Source organism: Blautia liquoris (genome assembly GCF_015159595.1).
GTDB lineage: Bacteria > Bacillota > Clostridia > Lachnospirales > Lachnospiraceae > Novisyntrophococcus > Novisyntrophococcus liquoris.
On the sequence record NZ_CP063304.1, the window covers coordinates 528,370 to 548,574 of the forward strand.

Annotated in this window: 20 protein-coding genes; all 20 read left to right on the top strand. The window is 44.4% G+C overall.

Features of this window, described 5'->3' with window-relative positions; genetic code table 11:
* Positions 1 to 204: 204 nt before the first annotated feature.
* The 20 genes from INP51_RS02555 to acnA all read left to right on the top strand — a co-directional run bounded on the left by INP51_RS02555 (position 205) and on the right by acnA (position 20,200).
* Positions 205 to 957, top strand: a complete 753-nt coding sequence (locus INP51_RS02555; RefSeq protein WP_193736191.1) for a LytR/AlgR family response regulator transcription factor — start codon at positions 205 to 207, stop codon at positions 955 to 957.
* A 143-nt stretch (positions 958 to 1,100) separates the two neighbouring features.
* Positions 1,101 to 2,528 carry an AAA family ATPase gene (locus INP51_RS02560; RefSeq protein ID WP_193736192.1) on the top strand — a complete coding sequence of 476 codons (1,428 nt, stop codon included), beginning with the start codon at positions 1,101 to 1,103 and terminating at the stop codon, positions 2,526 to 2,528.
* Entirely contained in the window at positions 2,518 to 3,219 is a 702-nt protein-coding gene (locus tag INP51_RS02565) for a hypothetical protein (protein ID WP_193736193.1), read from the top strand. The genes INP51_RS02560 and INP51_RS02565 overlap by 11 nt, the downstream gene beginning before the upstream one ends.
* A 213-nt stretch (positions 3,220 to 3,432) precedes the next feature.
* The gene (locus INP51_RS02570) at positions 3,433 to 4,551 is read left to right on the top strand and encodes an ATP phosphoribosyltransferase regulatory subunit (protein WP_193736194.1); all 1,119 of its coding nucleotides are present in this window, start codon (positions 3,433 to 3,435) and stop codon (positions 4,549 to 4,551) included.
* The gene (hisG, locus tag INP51_RS02575) at positions 4,544 to 5,179 is read left to right on the top strand and encodes an ATP phosphoribosyltransferase (RefSeq protein WP_193736195.1); all 636 of its coding nucleotides are present in this window, start codon (positions 4,544 to 4,546) and stop codon (positions 5,177 to 5,179) included. The genes INP51_RS02570 and hisG overlap by 8 nt, the downstream gene beginning before the upstream one ends.
* Positions 5,163 to 6,449, top strand: coding sequence for a histidinol dehydrogenase (gene hisD / locus INP51_RS02580; RefSeq protein ID WP_331463494.1), 1,287 nt, complete (start codon positions 5,163 to 5,165; stop codon positions 6,447 to 6,449). The genes hisG and hisD overlap by 17 nt, the downstream gene beginning before the upstream one ends.
* The gene (gene hisC / locus INP51_RS02585) at positions 6,446 to 7,531 is read left to right on the top strand and encodes a histidinol-phosphate transaminase (protein ID WP_193736196.1); all 1,086 of its coding nucleotides are present in this window, start codon (positions 6,446 to 6,448) and stop codon (positions 7,529 to 7,531) included. The genes hisD and hisC overlap by 4 nt, the downstream gene beginning before the upstream one ends.
* Positions 7,528 to 8,115, top strand: coding sequence for an imidazoleglycerol-phosphate dehydratase HisB (hisB, locus tag INP51_RS02590; RefSeq protein ID WP_193736197.1), 588 nt, complete (start codon positions 7,528 to 7,530; stop codon positions 8,113 to 8,115). Before hisC ends, hisB begins: the two co-directional genes overlap by 4 nt.
* A gap of 13 nt (positions 8,116 to 8,128) precedes the next feature.
* Entirely contained in the window at positions 8,129 to 8,737 is a 609-nt protein-coding gene (gene hisH, locus INP51_RS02595) for an imidazole glycerol phosphate synthase subunit HisH (protein WP_193736198.1), read from the top strand.
* Between the two features lie 18 nt (positions 8,738 to 8,755).
* Positions 8,756 to 9,481, top strand: a complete 726-nt coding sequence (gene hisA, locus INP51_RS02600; RefSeq protein WP_193736199.1) for a 1-(5-phosphoribosyl)-5-[(5-phosphoribosylamino)methylideneamino]imidazole-4-carboxamide isomerase — start codon at positions 8,756 to 8,758, stop codon at positions 9,479 to 9,481.
* Between the two features lie 8 nt (positions 9,482 to 9,489).
* Entirely contained in the window at positions 9,490 to 10,248 is a 759-nt protein-coding gene (gene hisF, locus INP51_RS02605; RefSeq protein WP_193736200.1) for an imidazole glycerol phosphate synthase subunit HisF, read from the top strand.
* A 48-nt stretch (positions 10,249 to 10,296) separates the two neighbouring features.
* A complete protein-coding gene (gene hisIE, locus INP51_RS02610; protein WP_331463495.1) occupies positions 10,297 to 10,947 on the top strand; it encodes a bifunctional phosphoribosyl-AMP cyclohydrolase/phosphoribosyl-ATP diphosphatase HisIE in 651 nt (216 codons plus the stop codon).
* Positions 10,948 to 11,058: 111 nt separating this feature from the next.
* Positions 11,059 to 12,588 carry a Y-family DNA polymerase gene (locus INP51_RS02615; RefSeq protein ID WP_193736201.1) on the top strand — a complete coding sequence of 510 codons (1,530 nt, stop codon included), beginning with the start codon at positions 11,059 to 11,061 and terminating at the stop codon, positions 12,586 to 12,588.
* Positions 12,569 to 12,808, top strand: coding sequence for a hypothetical protein (locus INP51_RS02620; protein WP_193737417.1), 240 nt, complete (start codon positions 12,569 to 12,571; stop codon positions 12,806 to 12,808). Before INP51_RS02615 ends, INP51_RS02620 begins: the two co-directional genes overlap by 20 nt.
* A 489-nt stretch (positions 12,809 to 13,297) precedes the next feature.
* Positions 13,298 to 13,741, top strand: coding sequence for a desulfoferrodoxin family protein (locus tag INP51_RS02625; protein ID WP_193736202.1), 444 nt, complete (start codon positions 13,298 to 13,300; stop codon positions 13,739 to 13,741).
* Positions 13,742 to 13,778: 37 nt separating this feature from the next.
* Positions 13,779 to 14,315 carry a flavin reductase family protein gene (locus INP51_RS02630; RefSeq protein ID WP_193736203.1) on the top strand — a complete coding sequence of 179 codons (537 nt, stop codon included), beginning with the start codon at positions 13,779 to 13,781 and terminating at the stop codon, positions 14,313 to 14,315.
* A gap of 182 nt (positions 14,316 to 14,497) precedes the next feature.
* Positions 14,498 to 14,860 carry an MGMT family protein gene (locus INP51_RS02635; protein ID WP_193737211.1) on the top strand — a complete coding sequence of 121 codons (363 nt, stop codon included), beginning with the start codon at positions 14,498 to 14,500 and terminating at the stop codon, positions 14,858 to 14,860.
* Between the two features lie 106 nt (positions 14,861 to 14,966).
* Positions 14,967 to 15,533, top strand: coding sequence for a M48 family metallopeptidase (locus INP51_RS02640; protein ID WP_230406856.1), 567 nt, complete (start codon positions 14,967 to 14,969; stop codon positions 15,531 to 15,533).
* Between the two features lie 75 nt (positions 15,534 to 15,608).
* Positions 15,609 to 17,465, top strand: a complete 1,857-nt coding sequence (gene recQ / locus INP51_RS02645) for a DNA helicase RecQ (RefSeq protein WP_230406857.1) — start codon at positions 15,609 to 15,611, stop codon at positions 17,463 to 17,465.
* Positions 17,466 to 17,482: 17 nt separating this feature from the next.
* The gene (gene acnA / locus INP51_RS02650; RefSeq protein ID WP_193736205.1) at positions 17,483 to 20,200 is read left to right on the top strand and encodes an aconitate hydratase AcnA; all 2,718 of its coding nucleotides are present in this window, start codon (positions 17,483 to 17,485) and stop codon (positions 20,198 to 20,200) included.
* The last annotated feature ends 5 nt before the right edge of the window (positions 20,201 to 20,205 follow it).

Sequence of the window (20,205 nt, forward strand, 5' to 3'; positions counted from 1 at the left end):
CTGCGTTTCATGCTTGCATGAAAAAGCATGACTTTGGGACCCGAACAAACATGAGAAAGCAACCCGATTAGGGTGTATTTCGAATGTTTGTAGGATTGTGAGAGCTCGAAGAGCGTAACAATCCGTGTATCATAAGGGGTCAAATTACTTTTGACCCCAACCTCTTAGTATGATACCAGGGACAAAAGCGGAGGTAATAAAAAAATGTTAAACATAGCATTATGTGATGATGATCGAAAGGCAGTCTCTCGGTATGCGGGCTTAATTAGGCAGATTGCAGCAAAGCATCAGATACCGATTGAGATTTCTTATTTTGACAGTGGGGAATCCCTATTCCAACAGTATCGAGAAAAGATGGAAGATCTGGACATTGTGTATCTGGATATCTTAATGGGTGGGATGAATGGAATGGATACGGCCAGAAAACTGCGGGACAACAAGTGCAAAGCTCAGATTGTTTTTCTGACTAACGATGAGGAATGTGTATATGATGCATTTGAAGTAAGCGCTATCCAGTATCTTGTAAAGGAAGACACCAGCTTTTCTAAATTTGAAAGGGTTTTTCTAAAAGCTGCGAAACTGATCGTGAAAAGGGCGGGGGAGATGTTTACTTTCGAGTTTGATGGGACAAAAGGCATAGTCCCTATCCGTGAGATTTCCTATTTTGAGATCCACAGAAGGCTTGTAACGATACATTATGGAGAGGGGAAAACGTGTAAATTTTACGGCAATATGTCACAGCTAGAAGAGCACTTAAGTAAATATAATTTTATCCGCGCCCATCGTTCCTTTTTAATACAGCTGCCCTACATTGCAATGTTTCGTCAGCGAGAGTTATTGTTAAAAACGGGTGAAGCCGTTCCAATCGGAAATACTTATGAACAGCCGTTAAAAGAGGCCTTTGCAGGGTATATTTCTGAACTGAGTATCTACTGTGAAAAGGAGACAGCCCTGTAATAGGAGAAATCGGTAAGGAATTTTGCAGCAGCATAAGAGTGGAACAGTAAATTGGAACAAAATATGAATAATTATCAATTCGATTGACCATGATATAAAGAAATGATAGAATACAGTTAATTGTAATCATGGAGGTGGTCAGTGTGAAAAACTCGTCAGTTCGCTTATCTGAAATTTCAATTCAGAATTTTAAAAATGTCGAAAACGGACAGTTAAATTTTATAAACCGAAGAAAAGATTTCCGTTCAAGTATTCTGGGATTGTACGGGCAGAACGGTTCTGGGAAAACAGCGTTGATAGATGCAATACAGTTGTTAAAATATACACTTTGCGGGAAAACCATACCCACAGAGATGGCCGATTATATCAATATTGATGCCGAATATGCAAATATGATGTATGTGTTTGAAGTCTTAACACCTTCGGGTAAATTTGAGGCTTTTTATGAATTCCATATTCGAAGAGAGGAAAATCTTTCGGAGCAGAATCTGGATCTGTCAGAAGGTTATGAAATTCCATACAAAATAGTAATTTCTGATGAAATTCTCAGCTATTCTTTTGAAGGATCGGGGCAGAGGATTCGGAAAGGTCCATTGATCGATACGCGGACGGACGGTGTATTTGTCCCGGTTTCAAAGTATCATGGCCTTATCGGGAACGACAAGAATATGGCTATGAACTTACTCGTAGCAAAGAAAATGGCAGCTAATTCATCGAGATCTTTCATCTTTTCAAGAGAATTGCTGAACGCGGCCAGAAAACAACAGGAGGAAAAGAAAAACGACCTGGAATTCATGCGGCATCTGACCTTATTGGAAAACTTGATCTTTTATGGAAACTATGAATTATTTGTCATAAACACAGCGAATACAGGCATGATCAGTATGAATGCCCTTCCATTATCTTTTAAATATGAAGAAAGAACCAGCGGCATGATCGGACAACTGACACTGCCGCTTGACAGTTCTGCCGTTATTCCGAAAGATGCACTAAATGTAGCAAAAAAGATCATTTGCAATATGAACATAGTACTTGAACAGCTCGTGCCGGGATTGACGATTGGTCTGAAAGAATCAGGTTCTGAGACTTTGAAAAATGGGAAAGAGGGAACCAGAATTCAGCTGATATCGCGTAAAAACAATAAAGATATTCCTCTAAAATACGAATCCGAGGGAATTAAGAAGATAATTTCTGTTCTTCAGCTTCTGATTGTGATCTATAATCAGTCCTCGATTACAGTTGCGATTGATGAACTGGATTCGGGTGTGTTTGAATATCTTCTGGGAGAAATCCTCCGCATTATATCTGAGAAAGGAAAAGGTCAGCTGATCTTTACGTCCCATAACCTTCGCCCCTTAGAGACACTGGATCGAGGTTTTATTGCATTTACAACGACAAATCCCTCAAAAAGATATATGAGAATGTCGAATCTTAAAGACAATAACAATCTGCGCGACTTTTATTTCAGAGATATTGTTCTCGGTGAGCAGAACGAGGAGGTTTACAAGCCGACAAATAATGCAGAAATTGCTCTGGCTTTCAGAGAGGCTGGTGACATCAGTGCCACGTAAAAAAATTGTATTTGTAATTGTAGAAGGGCCTTCCGATGACGAGGCACTGGGGGTTATTATTCATCGTATCTATGACAAGTCTGTGGTTCATGTTGAGATCACTCACGGAGACATCACTTCTAAGTCGTCTGTCACGCCTGGAAATATTGCCGCCAAAATAGGAAGAGTAGTTCAGGAATATGCGAGGTCAAATCATTATAAACAGAATGATTTTCAGGAGATTATTCATCTGATCGATACAGATGGAGCATATATAGAAGAAAAGGATGTTGTAGAGGATCCCAGTGCAAAGAAACCATTTTATACAACGACAGAAATCCGTACAGCAAGGCCAGATCAGATCATCCAACGAAACAAAAGAAAAAGTGACAATATAAACCGTATCTGCGTTATGACAAAAGTATGGGGCTCCATTTTGTATCGTGCCTATTATATGTCGGCAAATCTAGATCATGTTCTGTATAATAAATTGAACAGTTCCGATGAAGATAAAGAAAATGATTCCTTTGCATTCGCAAAAAAATATAAGGATCATTTAGATGATTTTATAAGTTTTATCGCAGACTCGGATTTTTCTGTGTCGGATGATTTTAAGCAGTCATGGGAATTCATAAAAGCAGACAAGCATTCCCTTGAACGACATACCAATCTGGGAATCTGTTTTAAAGAGGTACCGTTGTCACAGAGATAAGTGGGAAAATTGTTGTTCTATCCAGAAAAAATGGTATATACTTTGATTACGTATAAGGTAAAGAAACAGGAATGGCTTTTGCCATTCTTTTTTCTTGCCCAAAATATGAACATTCTGTAAACAATGTAGCGATTTACTTGACTACTATACTAAAGTAATCTATACTCTTTATCAACTTATCAATTTACCACTCTACTATAGTAAAGGAGCAGTATGGAGGTATTCAAGGAAACTCTGAAAAAGGATGAGCAGGTCTCGTCTAAACTGCGAAGCGTATATGAGCAGTTTGGATATAAAAAATATAAGATGGGCGGATTCGAGGAATACAGTTTGTATCTGGAAAACAGGGATTTTCTGCCGAGTGATCAGATTATTGCATTTCCAAATGCACAGGGAAAGATGATGGCACTTAAACCAGATGTCACACTCTCTATCATCAAGAATACGAAAGCCAGACGTGGACAGACTGATAAACTATATTATATGGAAAACGTATTTCGTCATTCAAAGGATTCTCATGAATATCAGGAGATCAGCCAGATGGGTCTGGAACTGATTGGAGATGTAGGGACATATGAGACATGGGAAATCCTGGAGCTGGCGCTTGAGAGTCTGGCGGCGATTGAATCGGAATTTATTCTTGATATCTCGCACATGGGATTTGTGACCGGTTTGCTCGACAACATGAGCATAGATCGTTCTGTCCGAGAAGAACTGCTCGCCTGTATCCGATCCAGGAATCTTCATGATCTGAGGGCAATCTGTAAAAGAGAAGAAATTTCAAGAGAAAACTGTGAAAAGCTGGAGGCGATGGTTATGACAGACGGCGACGCTTACCAAATGCTCAAAAAGGCGGAAGAACTTGTGGAGAATGAATCTATGAGCAGCGCTTTAGAGGAACTCAAAAAGCTGATGGAAATTGCATCCATACACCCTTTTTCGAATCATATACATATTGATTTTTCCATTGTGAATCAGATAGATTATTACAACGGGATTGTTTTTCAGGGGTTCACAAAACACCTTCCGCAAAATGTATTGTTCGGCGGGCGCTATGATCATCTTCTTGAGAAGTTTGAAAAAGATGCCGGTGGAATCGGATTTGCACTCTATTTAAATGATCTGAACCGCGTTTATCCCGTAAAACAGGAATATGATGTGGACATACTGCTCCTCTACGATGAAGCAGCAGATTTTAAAACCTTGTCAAAGACGGTCTGCGAGATGGTAAATGCCGGGTATCGTGTGAGAACGGAAAGAAGTATTCCCGAGGATTGCAGGTTTCAAAAACTTGTGAATTATAGAGAAGAAAGTGAGGCGGAGCATGCTTGATATTGCATTGCCGAAGGGTCGTCTTGGAGATCAAGTCTATGAGTTGTTTTCCCGTGCAGGGTATGACTGCAGATCCATCTATGAGGACAGCCGAAAGCTGGTATTTCAGAATGAAGAAAAGCAGATTCGATATTTTCTGGTAAAGCCCAGTGACGTCGATATCTACGTCGAGCACGGTGCTGCCGATGTGGGTGTGGTCGGCAAAGACGTGCTGCTCGAGAGCGATAGCGATGTGTATGAACTTCTGGATCTAGGGCTTGGAAGGTGCAAGATGGCCGTGGCAGCCAGGGATGATTATCAAGAAGATAGGGATCGTGTGCTGCGTGTTGCCACGAAATTTACAAAGACAGCAAAGTCATATTACGAATCCGTGAATCGCGAAATCGAAATCATAAAACTACACGGTTCCATTGAACTGGCGCCGCTGCTTAGACTATCCGATGTGATTGTGGATATCGTGGAAACAGGCAGAACACTTGAGGAAAATCATCTGAAAGTGATTCAGGAGATTATGCCGGTCAGTGCACGGTTGATCGCGAATAAATCGAGCTATCGTTTCAAGCATCAGGCGGTGAATCAGATGCAGATCAAATTGAAGGAGGAATTGGACGGTGATATCATTTTATAAAGCGAAAGACATGAAAAAGGAAGACATTCTCACACGGGGAATTTGTTTTGACCCGGAAATAGAGAGGACTGTCGATGAGATTCTCGCATCTGTTCGGACAAACGGAGATCAGGCATTGTATGAGTACAACAGAAGATTCGATCATGCCGACCTTTCTTCGCTTGAAGTAAGTCAGGAGGAGATGCAGAAGGCATATAAGGCCGTGGCATCGAAATTCTTAGAAACCTTAAAACTCGCCCGGAAAAATATTGAGGATTTTCATAGACGTCAGGTGCGCAGTCAATTTGTTATCACCGATCAGCCGGGGGTAGTACTGGGACAGAAAATTACACCGATTGAAAGAGTGGGTCTGTATGTTCCGGGCGGAACTGCAGCTTATCCGTCCACGGTTTTGATGAATGCAGTACCGGCTAAACTGGCAGGTGTACAAGAGGTGGTCATGGTGACACCGCCGAATGAAGATGGCAGTATAAAACCTGAGGTACTTGCCGCGGCCCAAATAGCGGGAATTTCCCGTGTGTTTAAAGTGGGCGGTGCACAGGCAATTGCGGCACTTTGTTATGGCACAAAGACTATTCCGCGTGTAGATAAAATTACGGGTCCCGGCAACATCTATGTCGCCACTGCCAAGCGGCGTGTCTATGGCATGGTGGATATCGATATGATCGCAGGTCCCAGTGAAATTCTGGTGATTGCAGATGAGACCTCAAAACCTGCGCAGGTCGCGGCCGATCTTCTTTCGCAGGCAGAACATGACCGGATGGCTAGTGCCGTGCTCGTGACGGATTCGTTAAAACTTGCAAAAGAGGTGCAAGAAGAACTAAAAAAGCAGCTCATGACGCTTCCCAGAAGCGAAATTGCAAGGACGTCTATGGAGAACAACGGGAAGATCATTCTGACAGATTCCATCGATGAAGCAGTAAAGATCAGCAATCAGATCGCACCGGAACATCTGGAACTTTCTGTTCAAGATCCCTTTCGGATTTTGGGTGCTGTGAAAAACGCAGGCTCTATCTTCCTCGGAACGCAGGTCCCGGAGGCACTTGGAGATTATCTGGCAGGCCCGAATCATACACTGCCAACTGGTGGTACAGCGCGATTTTCCTCCCCACTGTCCGTGGATGATTTTGTGAAAAAATCTTCTTTTATCTACTACACCGCCGATGCACTGGACAAGATTGGAGACCACGTGATTGATTTTGCAAAAAAGGAAGGATTAGACGGCCATGCCCGGGCGATATCCGTGAGAACGAAAGGGGAACTGCTATGAGCAGGTTTTTGAGCAAACGATTGAACAGCCTTGAACCGTATGTGCCGGGAGAACAGCCTCACGGTAAAAAGTATCTGAAATTGAATACGAATGAATCTCCGTATCCGCCTTCCCCAGCAGTACTCGCAGCGAAAAATAAGGAAGAGAATCTGCAGCTGTATCCAGATCCGGACGCAGGGTTGCTTTCGGAGGTGCTTGCGGCGAAATATAAGGTGAATGCAAATCAGATTTTTTTGGGAAATGGATCCGATGAGGTTTTGGCATTTCTCTTCCAGGCATTTTGCGACGAAGATCATGAAATCTGTTATCCCGATCTCACATATGGATTTTATTCGGTATTTGCCGCACTTTTTGGCCTAAAAAGGAACGAGATTCCATTGAAAGCGGATTTTACAATTGACCTCGGCGACTATGCTTTCTGTGGGAAGAATGTTTTGATCGCCAACCCAAATGCCCCAACCGGACTTTCCTTGAAAAGAGAGGAAATCGAGCAGATTTTGAAAACTAACGCGGAGCATCTGGTTATCATCGACGAGGCCTATATTGATTTCGGAGGCGAGTCATCTGTTTCGCTCCTTGAGAGATACGACAACCTGATCGTTGTGCAGACATTTTCAAAATCCCGTTCACTGGCCGGTGCCAGACTGGGATACGCAATTGCATCTAAAGAAATAATCGCAGACCTGAAAAAACTTAAATTTTCTTTTAACCCTTACAATATCAACAGCCTTTCGATGAAAGCCGGGACAGCGGCTGTACTGGACGAAGAGTATTATTGCATGTGCTGTGAAGAACTGATTCAAACTAGGGAGAAGACGAAGCGTGCTTTGCGTGAACTGAAATTTACTGTGACAAATTCCGATACAAATTTTCTGTTTGCAAAACCAGATGGGATCAAAGGAGAGGAGTATTATTTGGCACTTAAGAGGCATGGAATTTTAGTGCGCCATTTTAACACAGAAAGAATCAGAGATTACGTAAGAATCTCAATAGGAACTCCTTTACAGATGGACTTTTTTCTGGAAGAGACGAAGAAGATACTGAAAGGAAGCAAAAAGATGCAGGAGGTGATACAAAAGTGAGAGAGACAGAGTATAGCCGGCGGACAAGTGAGACAAATATTTCGCTTACACTTGTGATTGAGGGGAGCGGAAAATATGACATCCATTCGGGGTGTGGGTTTTTAGATCATATGCTGGAACTTTTCACAAGACACGGCAGATTTGATCTGAAGCTAACTTGTGAAGGCGATACGCAGGTAGACTATCATCACACAACTGAAGATATCGGAATCTGTCTGGGGGAGGCATTTGCCAGAGCTCTGGGCGAAAAACGCGGAATTAGCAGATATGGGAGCATGCTCCTCCCCATGGACGAAGCACTGATCCTGTGTGCGGTTGATTTGAGCGGCCGCGATCTGCTCATCTATGATGCGGTGCTTCCGACAGCAAAGGTCGGGGATTTTGACACAGAGCTGGTGGAGGATTTTATGCTGGGTTTTTCCCGCACACTTCGGGCAACGATACATATTCGGCAGATTTCCGGGAAAAATTCACACCATATCATCGAAGCTATGTTTAAAGCCCTCGGCCATGCGATGAAAGGGGCGGCAGCCATTGATCCTGAATTTGCGGAGGAGATACCTTCCACAAAAGGCATATTATGAGGAGGCATTATTCATGATTGCAATCATAAACTATGGAGTTGGAAATCTATTCTCGCTTACCAGCTCCTTGGATTATCTGAACATCGACAACATAATCACCAGTGATTACAGCCAGATCCGACGTGCAGACCGATTAATTCTTCCCGGGGTAGGGGCATTTCCCGATGCCTATGATATGCTGCAGCATTTTGATCTTGTACGTATGATATGTCAGGAAGCAAAAGACGGTAAACCGATTCTCGGCATCTGCCTGGGAATGCAGCTTTTGTTTGAGCGAAGTTATGAATATGGATCCTGCCCCGGACTTGGCCTGATACCGGGGGAGATTTGCCCCTTGTCGGAGGATCTGTCGGGCAATCTGAAAGTTCCGCATATCGGCTGGAACAGTCTCAAATTCACGAAAGAAAATCCCCTCTTACGAAATAACAAAGAGGGGGATTACGTCTACTATGTGCATTCGTATTATGCAAAAGGATGTGACAAGAGCACCATTGCCACTTCAGAATATGGTGTCGATATCACCGGGGCCGTCTGCCGAGGAAATGTCTATGGAACGCAGTTTCATCCGGAAAAGAGCGGAGAAGCTGGCCTCAATATCCTGCGGGCATTTGCAAGTCTGTAAGAAAAGGAGCATGATAAAATGATTATTTTTCCCGCGATAGATTTAAAAGAAGGAAAAGTTGTCCGTTTGACGCAGGGTGATTATGACCAGATGGAGGTGTATTCGGACAACCCTGTTGAGATAGCAGAACAGTTTGAAGCGCAGGGAGCCACCCATCTTCATGTGGTGGATCTCGATGGTGCCAAAGCGGGCTATGCTGTTAATGAACCGATTATCTCAGAAATCGTAAAGAACACAAAACTCTTTGTCGAAGTTGGCGGCGGCATTCGAAGGGAAGAGCAGATCGGAAAGTATCTGTCTGCAGGTGTCAGACGTGTGATCTTAGGATCCGCCGCGGTTACGGATTTTTCGTTTGTAGAGGAGATGGTGGAAAGATATGGCGGCAGTATTGCAGTTGGTGTCGATGCAAAAGACGGATGCGTTGCTATCCATGGGTGGCAGGAGGGCACGAAAGTTGATGCATTCGATTTCTGCAAAACCTGTGCCGCATCTGGTGTTTCGACGGTAATCTTTACGGATATTGAAAAAGATGGAAAACTGGAGGGCACGAATCTTGAAATCTACCGAAAACTATGTAAAATCAGGGAACTGAATATGATCGCATCCGGCGGTATTTCAAGGAAAGATGAACTTGTCAGCCTGCAGGAGATGGGAATCTATGGCGCTATTGTGGGAAAGGCGATTTATACCGGAACTTTGGATCTGAGAGAACTAATCAAAGGCACAGAAACGGCGCGAAAATAGGAGGAAACATGGTCACAAAGAGAATCATACCCTGCATGGATGTGAGAGACGGACGTGTGGTAAAAGGGGTGAATTTTAAAGGGATTCGTGATGTGTCAGATCCCGTAGAACTCGCAGAATATTATTACGAAAATGGCGCGGATGAACTTGTTTTCTATGATATCACGGCATCTGTGGAAAAACGTCTGCTCTTTACAGAAGTTTTAAAGGCAGTTGCGCGCCAGATTTTTATTCCGCTTACCGTCGGCGGTGGAATACATTCACTGGAAGATTTTGATCGGGTCTTAAAGTGTGGAGCCGACAAGGTCAGTGTCAATTCCGGAGTGATCGATAATCCCGACTTAATCAAAGAGGCGGCGAAACGCTATGGAGATCAGTGCGTCGTGCTCTCCATGGATGTAAAAAGTGTCGGAAATCACTATCATCTGTTTCGAAAAGGAGGCAGAGAGGACACCGGAATCGATGCAGTCGAATGGGCAAAGAGGGGAGAGACAAATGGTGCGGGAGAACTGGTCGTAAACAGTATTGATACAGACGGTGTCAAGAAAGGATTTGATCTGGAAATGCTTCGCACGATCTGTGAAAATGTGTCGATCCCGGTGGTTGCATCTGGCGGTGCGGGAAACAGGGAGCATTTTTCTAAACTGTTTCTTGAGGTTCCGGATGTGGACGCGGCACTGGCCGCATCGATCTTTCATTTCAAAGAAGTGAAAATCCCTGAATTAAAGAGGTACCTTATGGACGAGCAGATTGAAATACGCATGTGAAACGGGCCGCAGTTTATTATCTGTGGGCATGCCAGGAGGATATATTCGATGAATCAAGATGAAATGCAGTTGAAATTTGATGCGGATGGTCTGATACCGGCCATTATACAGGATTATTATACGAAACAGGTGCTGACTCTTGCCTATATGAACCGCGAGAGCCTTTCAGTCAGCATGAAGGAGGGAAAGACATGTTTTTGGAGCAGGAGCCGGAAAACACTTTGGCGAAAAGGGGAGACATCCGGGAATTACCAGCATATCGTCTCCATCACTGCGGACTGTGACAGGGATGCCCTGGTGATTGAAGTGGTAAAAGACGGGCCGGCCTGCCACCTTGGGACACAGTCTTGTTTTAACGATAAGATATACGACGGCGGTATTCGAAAGGATTTTTCCATAGACGGCCTATATGAATTGATAGAGGGAAGAAAGACAGATGAAAAAGAAGGGTCCTACACTTCCTATTTATTTGAAAAGGGCATGGACAAGATTCTGAAAAAAGTAGGGGAAGAATCGACAGAAGTTGTGATCGCCGGGAAGGGCGGCGCAAAGGATGAGACTATTTTTGAGATCTCAGATCTGACTTATCATGTGTTGGTGTTGATGGCAGAGATGGGCATTTCGATCAATGACGTTCGAGATGAACTTGCAAAGCGCCATGTGATCGATCACAAGGTAAAGCAGGAAAAAATGCAGTGATAGAAGTTATTTTCTCCGCAAATATTGACTTGAGGTGCGCAATGCCGTATACTCATGGTAAAGTGGGGGTGGCAAAATTGCCACCCCCACTACGTGGAAAGGAGACTGGATATGCCGCAAAAAAAGCGAACCTACATTGCCATCGATTTGAAATCTTTTTACGCATCGGTAGAATGTCAAGAACGAAAATTGGATCCGTTGACGACGAATCTTGTGGTTGCGGACGCATCTCGTACAGAAAAGACGATTTGCCTTGCGGTATCTCCGTCTTTGAAAGCCTATCATATTCCAGGAAGAGCAAGATTGTTTCAGGTTGTCCAAAAGGTGAAGGAGGCAAATCGTGAACGTCAAAGACATGCTCCGGGCAGAACCTTTACCGGTTCCTCTTACGATGACAAGAAACTTAAAGTTTCTCCGGAGCTTGCGGTCGATTACATCGCGGCGCCTCCTAGAATGTCTCTTTATATGGATTACAGCATGAAAATATATGAGATTTATCTAAAGTATATCGCACCGGAGGATATCCATGTGTACTCCATCGATGAGGTGTTTATGGATGTCACAGATTATCTGGGCACGTATCAGATGACGGCACGTGAGCTTGCGATGAAGATGATTCGTGATGTGCTAAAGAGCACGGGAATCACATCAACCGCAGGAATCGGAACGAATCTCTATGTCTGCAAAATTGCTCTTGACATCGTTGCAAAGCATGTGCCGCCGGATCAAGACGGTGTGCGTATCGCATCACTTGATGAGATGTCTTATCGTCAGCAGCTTTGGACACACCGGCCGCTTACGGATTTCTGGCGGGTGGGAAGAGGATATGCCAGAAAACTAGAGGAAAACGGCATGTATACAATGGGGGATGTGGCACGGTGCTCACTTGGAAAACCTTCCGATTATCAAAATGAAGAACTGCTGTATCGCCTGTTTGGTGTCAATGCGGAGCTGCTCATAGACCATGCCTGGGGGTATGAACCGTGTACGATTGCCGATATCAAAGCCTATAAGCCCGCTGCAAACAGCGTGGGTTCGGGTCAGGTCTTGCAGTCACCCTATGATTTTGAAAAAGCAAAACTGATTGTCCGAGAGATGACAGAACTTCTGGTACTGGATCTTGTGGATAAAAAGCTGGTGACAGACCAGATGGTTCTGACTGTGGGATATGACATTGAGAATCTAAAAGACCCTGCAATCCGCAAAGCTTATAAGGGTGAGATTACGGTAGATCAGTATGGGCGCAGTATACCAAAGCATGCACACGGCACGGCCAATCTCGACCGTGAAACATCTTCGACAAGGCGGATTGTGAATGCTGTGATGGAACTGTATGACAGAATTGTGGACAAAAAACTCCTGATTCGACGACTCAATATCACGGCAGCACACGTTGTAAAGGAAGATTCTATAGAAAAAAAAGAAACTTTTGAGCAGCTGGATCTCTTTACGGATTACTCTACTTTGGAAAAACAACGCAAGGAAGAAGAAGAGAAATTAGAGCGAGAGAGAAAAATGCAGCAGGCAATGCTTGAAATTAAGAAAAAGTACGGAAAAAATGCCATCCTGAAGGGGACAGATCTACAGGAAGGTGCGACGACGATAGAAAGGAACAGACAGATTGGCGGACACAAAGAATAGAGAATACAATATTCATGACTATGACGACATCATCCGCCTTCCGCATCATAGTTCTGCGGTTCATTCCTCTATGCCGGTGAAAGATCGGGCAGCACAATTCGCGCCATTTGCGGCACTCACGGGGCATGGGGAAAGGATCAGGGAGACGGCACACATGGCAGAAGAAAAGGCAGAAGAAAAGACAGAAGAAAAGACAGAAGAAAAGATAGAAGATATCTAGTTAATTGCGACTAATTGATGAAATGGGATTGCGTTTTTGCCAAATAGAATCTATACTATAATTTGATACTAGGGTCAAAAGGTCCTGCGTTTCATGCTTGCATGAAAAAGCATGACCTTGGGACCCGAACAAACATGAGAAAGCAACCCGATTAGGGTGTATTTCGAATGTTTGTAAGATTGTGAGAGCTCGAAGAGCGTAACAATCTGTGTATCATTAGCGTCAAAACACCTTTTGACGCTTTCATCATAATTTGATACTAGGGTCAAAAGGTCCTGCGTTTCATGCTTGCATGAAAAAGCATGACCTTGGGACCCGAACAAACATGAGAAAGCAACCCGATTAGGGTGTATTTCGAATGTTTGTAAGATTGTGAGAGCTCGAAGAGCGTAACAATCTGTGTATCATTAGCGTCAAAATACCTTTTGACGCTTTCATCATGATTTATAACCATGTTAAAAGTACACCAGAAGAAGGGAAGTGTTAAGTATGTCAGATTCAGGATTTTATCGCTGTGATAGTTGTGGCACTACAGTTTATTTACTTAAAAAAGGTGGATGTGAACCTTCCTGCTGCGGCAAAACGATGACACAGCTTAAAGTTAACGCAGCAGAAGCGGCAACAGAGAAACATATCCCGGCGGTAGAAAGAACAGACGACGGAAAGCTAAAAGTTACTGTTGGCTCCACCTTGCACCCGATGACATCGGAGCATTTTATTGAGTGGATTGCACTCAAAACAGATGACCGAGTCGATATCCGATATTTGAAACCACAAGATCAGCCCACGGCAGTATTTGACAATGTATTAAATGGCAGTGTATACGCATATTGTAATTTACATGGTTTATGGATCAGGGAATTAGATTTTGTCATTCCTGATGAAGGGGCATGCTCTGCCGAGTTTCCACAAGGCTGTGTGATTCCCGATTAATAAATCAGTAATTGGACGAAAGGACAGTGACATTTTCATGAAGAAAGAAATTGATGTATTCGATTATGCAAAAGATATCACAAAAGCACTTGGCAGCGGTGTCCTGCTGACAACAAAGGCAGACGACAAGGTAAATTCCATGACGATTGGCTGGGGAAATCTTGGCGTTGTCTGGGGAAAACCGGAGCTCATCGTGTTTGTCAGAGAAAACCGTTTTACAAAAGGACAGCTGGATAAAAACCCGGAATTCACGGTTAATATACCATATGGTGATTTTGATAAGAAGATATTGGGATACTGCGGATCAAAATCTGGGCGCGATGTCGACAAGGTAAAAGAGCTGAACCTGACGCTCGAAGAAGCCGAGATCATCACCGTTCCGGCCATTAAAGAACTGCCTCTTACATTGGAGTGCAAAGTAAATTATAAACAGACAATGGACCTTGGAGCAATCAGCGAAGAAAACAAACATTCATTCTATCCTCAGGATGTCGACAGTTTCTTCCATGGCTCAAACAAAGATATACACACCGCTTATTATGGCGAGATCGTCAGCGCGTATATCGTAGAATAACGAATATCCGGCTGCTCAGCAGCCAGCAAGGCAAAGCCTTACATAAGGTAAAAGTTATTTATGTAAGGCTTACCTATTCTAATTTCATTAAACAATTCAGCGGAATCTAAGCATGTTCAAAATTTCAGAAAAAGTCTAGGTAAAACAAATTAAGGGTGGGCATCGTGGACAACGAACCAAAGATTGATTTTTATAAACGCGTGGCGCTGGTATGCCGGCGGATTCCGAAAGGGACAACAGCGACATATGGACAGATTGCCCTTTTATGTGGGTATCCCAAGAACTCCAGACAGGTAGGATATGCACTTGGCCATCATCTCGCCGAAGATGCTCCTGCACATCGCGTGGTAAATACAAAAGGAATCCTAAGTGGAGCCGATTCCTTTGAGACACCCAGCAGGCAAAGAGAGCTGCTTGAGAAAGAAGGTGTAGCGGTGACCTGGACAGATCAGGGCTACCGTGTTGATCTGAAGACATATGGCTGGAAAAACACTCTGCGAGATGCCTTATGGATTCGAAACGAGTTTGAAGCAAGAAACATCTGAAACGTGCAAACAAAAACACTTTTCGATTTGCAACACCGCAGAAAACACGCTATAATCTATGAGGTAGGCTATCGGAAGGAAAACAGGAGGCTTTGGAGGAGATATTTTGCCAGGCGAGATTAAGATTAAAACTCCTGATCGGGAGATACCGATTCAGGTAATTCGGTCATCCAGAAAGACGATGGGTCTTGAGGTGAGACGAACGGGCGAGGTGCTTGCGCGAGTTCCCCATTCTCTGACGGATCAGGAGCTGAAAGCTTTTATTATGAAAAACCAGGAATGGATAAAAAAACATGTTTTTCTGGAAATGAAGGAACAGACCACGACCAATGCCACGCCGCTGCAGGAGTTGACGACAGAGGAGATAAAACGAATCAAGCAGAAGTTCGCAGCGCGAGTTTCACATTACGGAAAGAAGATGGGAGTGACCTGGGGAAGGGTGACAATCCGAAATCAGAAAACCAGATGGGGCAGCTGCAGCTCGAAGGGGAACCTGAACTTCAATTACCAGCTCTATTATCTTTCGGATGAGCTTTTGGATTACGTGGTGGTGCACGAACTGGCACATCGCAGACATATGAATCATTCGCCCCAGTTCTGGGCAGAAGTTGAGCAATATTATCCAGATTACAGAGAATCCAGGAGACGTCTGAAAGAGATACGCATCATATGAGCATGCCAGGCTGCGCACGCAGAGCACGAGACAATGCACGGTGTCAGGACAAAGGATAAAGGAGGAGATTTGGGTGTGAGTGATTCGCACAAGGTTTTACAGGAAGTATTCGGCTACAGTTCTTTTCGTGAGGGGCAGGAAGAAGTCATCCATGCGGCACTGAAACAACAGGATGTACTCGGTATTATGCCGACCGGGGCAGGAAAATCACTCTGCTACCAGATTCCGGCACTCCTCTTTGACGGTATTACCGTCGTTGTCTCACCTCTGATCTCACTGATGAAAGATCAGGTTGCGGCTTTAAATCAGCTTGGAGTTCACGCGGCATTTATCAACAGTTCGCTCTCGGAAGGACAGTATCGAAAAGCGATGGCAAATGCGTGCCGCGGGCAGTATAAGATCATCTATGTGGCTCCGGAGCGTCTGATGACGGAATCCTTTTTGTCGTTTACATCCTGTGTCGAGATTTCTATGTTAGCGGTTGACGAGGCACACTGTATTTCCCAATGGGGGCAGGACTTTCGGCCAAGCTACATCAAAATCGTGGATTTTATTCAGACGCTGCCGAAAAGACCAGTGGTTGCGGCCTATACAGCTACGGCGACAAAGGCAGTCAAAGAGGACATCATCTGCATCTTAGGTCTAAAAAATCCCTATGTGGCAGTCACAGGATATGACAGAGAGAATCTGTTCTTTGCAGTGAAAAAACCGCAGAATAAACAACAGGAATTACTCTTTTACCTTCAGAAAAATAAAAACAGCAGCGGCATTATCTATTGTAATACCAGAAAAAATGTGGAAGAAGTCTACGATAGCCTGATCGAGAGAGGATATCCAGCGGCGAGATATCACGCAGGGCTTTGTGACAGCGAGAGGAAACAAAGCCAGGATGATTTTATCTATGACATACGGCCAATTATGGTTGCGACGAATGCTTTTGGGATGGGAATCGACAAGTCGAATGTCCGTTTTGTGATTCACTATAACATGCCCAAAGATATCGAGAGCTACTATCAGGAGGCAGGCAGAGCCGGCCGGGACGGTGAACCGGCGGAATGTATTTTGCTTTATTCAGGGCAAGACGTAAGAATCAATGAATTTCTCATCGAAAAACAACTGGAGAACGATGAACTGGATTTTGAGGAGCGAAAGCTGATCAGAGAACGCGACAGCGAACGCCTCCAAAAGATGACATTTTACTGCTTTACAAATGAATGTCTGAGAGACTACATCCTCCGATATTTTGGGGAATATGGGAACACCTTCTGCGGAAATTGTGAGAACTGTCTGACTGAGTTTGACGATATCGATGTGACACAAGAGGTGAGCACCCTGATCCGAATGGTTCATGCAAGTGGTGAGCGGTATGGAATCAATGCCATCATCGAGGCTGTACATGGTTCTAAGACCGCAAAAGTACATAAATTTCATCTGGAACAAAGTCCCGGCTTTGGGAGCCTGAATCAGGTGACACTGGTGCGGATTCGACAGATTTTGAACGATATGCTGCTCAAAGGATATCTGTATCTGACACCGGGAGATTATCCGATTCTTAAGATGACAGACAAAGGACATAATCTGATTTTTGGAGAAAGCGATGAGAAGATCATCTTGAAACTTCCAAAAGAAATAGAAAAAGCACATACGAAACAGAAACAGAAAAAAACGGCTGCTGCAAAAGCAAAATATCCCATACTTTTTGAAACCCTCCGAAAAAGAAGATACGAGATGGCACAGAAAAATCACGTTCCGCCGTATATCATCTTTTCGGATAAGACACTCAAAGAGATGAGCACATATCTGCCGTCAACGAAAGAGGCCATGCTGCAGATAAATGGCGTGGGAGAGAAGAAGTACGAAAAATACGGAAAAGAATTTATGAATCTGATACAGGAATACAAGGCAAGTGAGGAATTAAAAGAACTCTCATAGTAAAAAGGAGAACGTTAATGAAGCAGAAGATACATGATAAATCTCTCGGTCAGCTGAAAATCAACGAAAAAACCTATGAATATTACAAGATCGATGCACTGAAAGAGGAGGGCGTTACAGTTGACAGATTGCCTTACTCAATCAGAGTCCTGCTGGAGTCTGTGATCCGGCAGTGTGATGAATTCAGTATTACAGAAGAACATATCACAAACCTTGCCCACTGGAACAAGGATAGCAATGGTTCGTCCGAAGTTCCTTTTCTGCCCGCAAGAGTAATCCTTCAGGACTTTACAGGAGTTCCGGCGGTTGTAGATCTGGCATCCATGAGACAGGCTATGGCGGATGCCGGCGGTGATGTGAAGAGTATCAATCCGGAAGTTTTGGTGGATCTTGTTATCGACCATTCTGTTCAGGTAGATGAGTATCTCTCGAAACATGCTCTGGAAGAAAATATGGAGAAAGAGTTTGAACGCAACAGGGAACGCTACCAGTTTTTGAATTGGGGGAGATCAGCTTTTGATAATTTTAAAGTTGTTCCCCCTGCAACCGGAATTATTCATCAGGTAAACCTTGAATATCTGGCAGATGTCGTACACGAGAACAAAGAGGAGGATCAGATTCTACTTTATCCGGATACCCTGGTGGGTACAGACTCTCATACGACAATGATCGGGGGACTTGGCGTACTCGGATGGGGTGTCGGCGGGATCGAGGCAGAGGCCGGAATGCTCGGACAGCCGTCTTATTTTCCAATTCCCGATGTTATCGGTGTTCGTTTTACCGGTTCACTTTCCGCCGGAGTCAATGCGACAGATCTCGCCCTCTATGTGACACAGGCTCTGCGAAAAAAAGGAGTGGTCGGAAAATTTGTAGAGTATTTCGGAGAAGGGCTTAATGCACTTTCCCTTGCTGACCGTGCGACGGTGGCCAATATGGCACCAGAATATGGGGCAACCTGCGGGTTTTTCCCGGTAGATGCGAAGACAATTGAATATCTGAGGCTGACTGGCCGTGAGGAAAGACATATTCAGGTCATCGAAGCTTATCTGAAGGCAAATCATATGTTCCTGGACCACACGAAACAGACGCTCGATTATACGGATGTCATAGAAATTGATTTGTCACAGATTCAGACTGCACTTTCGGGTCCAAAACGTCCGCAGGATCGCATTTTGCTCGGGAAGATGAAAGAGGAATTCGAAAAATCAATCACAGCTCCAGCAGGCAATCAGGGACACGGTCTTGCGGAGAGTGAATTCGAAAAGGAAGCACAGGTGAACCTGACTGACGGCAGAAGCAGTGTCATGAAAACCGGAGCTATAGCGATCGCCGCGATCACATCTTGTACGAATACTTCGAATCCGACCGTCATGGCAGGGGCAGGTCTTCTCGCCAAGAATGCTGTGGAAAAAGGGTTAGAAGTTCCCGCTCATGTAAAGACATCACTGGCACCGGGCTCTAAGGTCGTGACCGAATATTTGAAAGGGGCCGGACTGTTGTCCTATCTGGAACAGCTGGGATTTGGGGTTGTCGGCTATGGCTGTACCACCTGTATCGGGAATTCCGGACCGCTCCTTCCCGAAGTATCAGACGCAATCACTGAGCAGGATCTGCTCGTGACATCTGTTCTCTCAGGAAACCGGAACTTTGAAGGAAGGATTCATCCCCTGATAAAGGCGAATTATCTTGCGTCACCGGTTTTGGTAGTAGCCTATGCGCTGGCAGGAACAGTAGATATTGATCTTCTTCATGAGCCGATCGGAGTGGGGAAAGACGGAAAAAAAGTTTATTTGGAGGACATTTGGCCAGATTCAGATGAGATCGAAAAAACAGTCGCAAAAAGCGTGACACCCAAGGTGTTCCGGAAGGAATATCAGTCTGTTTATGATAGTAATCCACTGTGGAATGCAATCAAAGTCGATGGCAAGAATAAGGATTTATATGATTTTGACAAGGATTCTACCTATATACAAAACCCGGATTTCTTCGATCATATAGCAAAGGAACCGAAGAAGATCAAGCCAATTACGGACCTTCGGGTTCTGGCAAAATTCGGTGATTCCATCACGACCGATCATATATCACCGGCGGGTGCGATTGGGGAGCATACACCGGCGGGAAGATATCTGACGGAGCACGGTGTCCCAAAAGAGGAGTTTAACACGTATGGTTCCCGGAGAGGAAACCATGAAGTGATGATGCGCGGAACCTTTGCAAATATCCGAATTCGAAATCAGATTGCACCAGATACCGAAGGCGGTTATACTACGTACTGGCCGGACCACGAGTTGATGTCGATCTACGATGCATGTATGAAATACAAAAAAGACGACACGGGTCTTGCGGTACTTGCCGGAAAAGACTATGGAATGGGTTCTTCCAGAGACTGGGCTGCAAAAGGGCCGATGCTGCTGGGCGTCAAAACGGTGATTGCGAAAAGCTATGAGAGAATTCACCGCTCTAACCTCGTCATGATGGGCATCCTGCCGCTTCAGTTTCTGCCGGGGGAATCAGCAGATACTTATGGACTGACCGGGGAGGAGACCTTTTCAGTTGATATCAATGAGAATGTAAAGCCATCCTCAAAAGTGAACGTGACCGCAGTGCTGGGTGAAAAAGAGACTACGTTTGACTGTATTGTTCGGTTTGATTCCTATGTCGACATTGATTACTACCGTCATGGCGGAATTTTGCAGATGATTTTGAGAAAAAAACAAAACGACATGATGTCATGACTGCG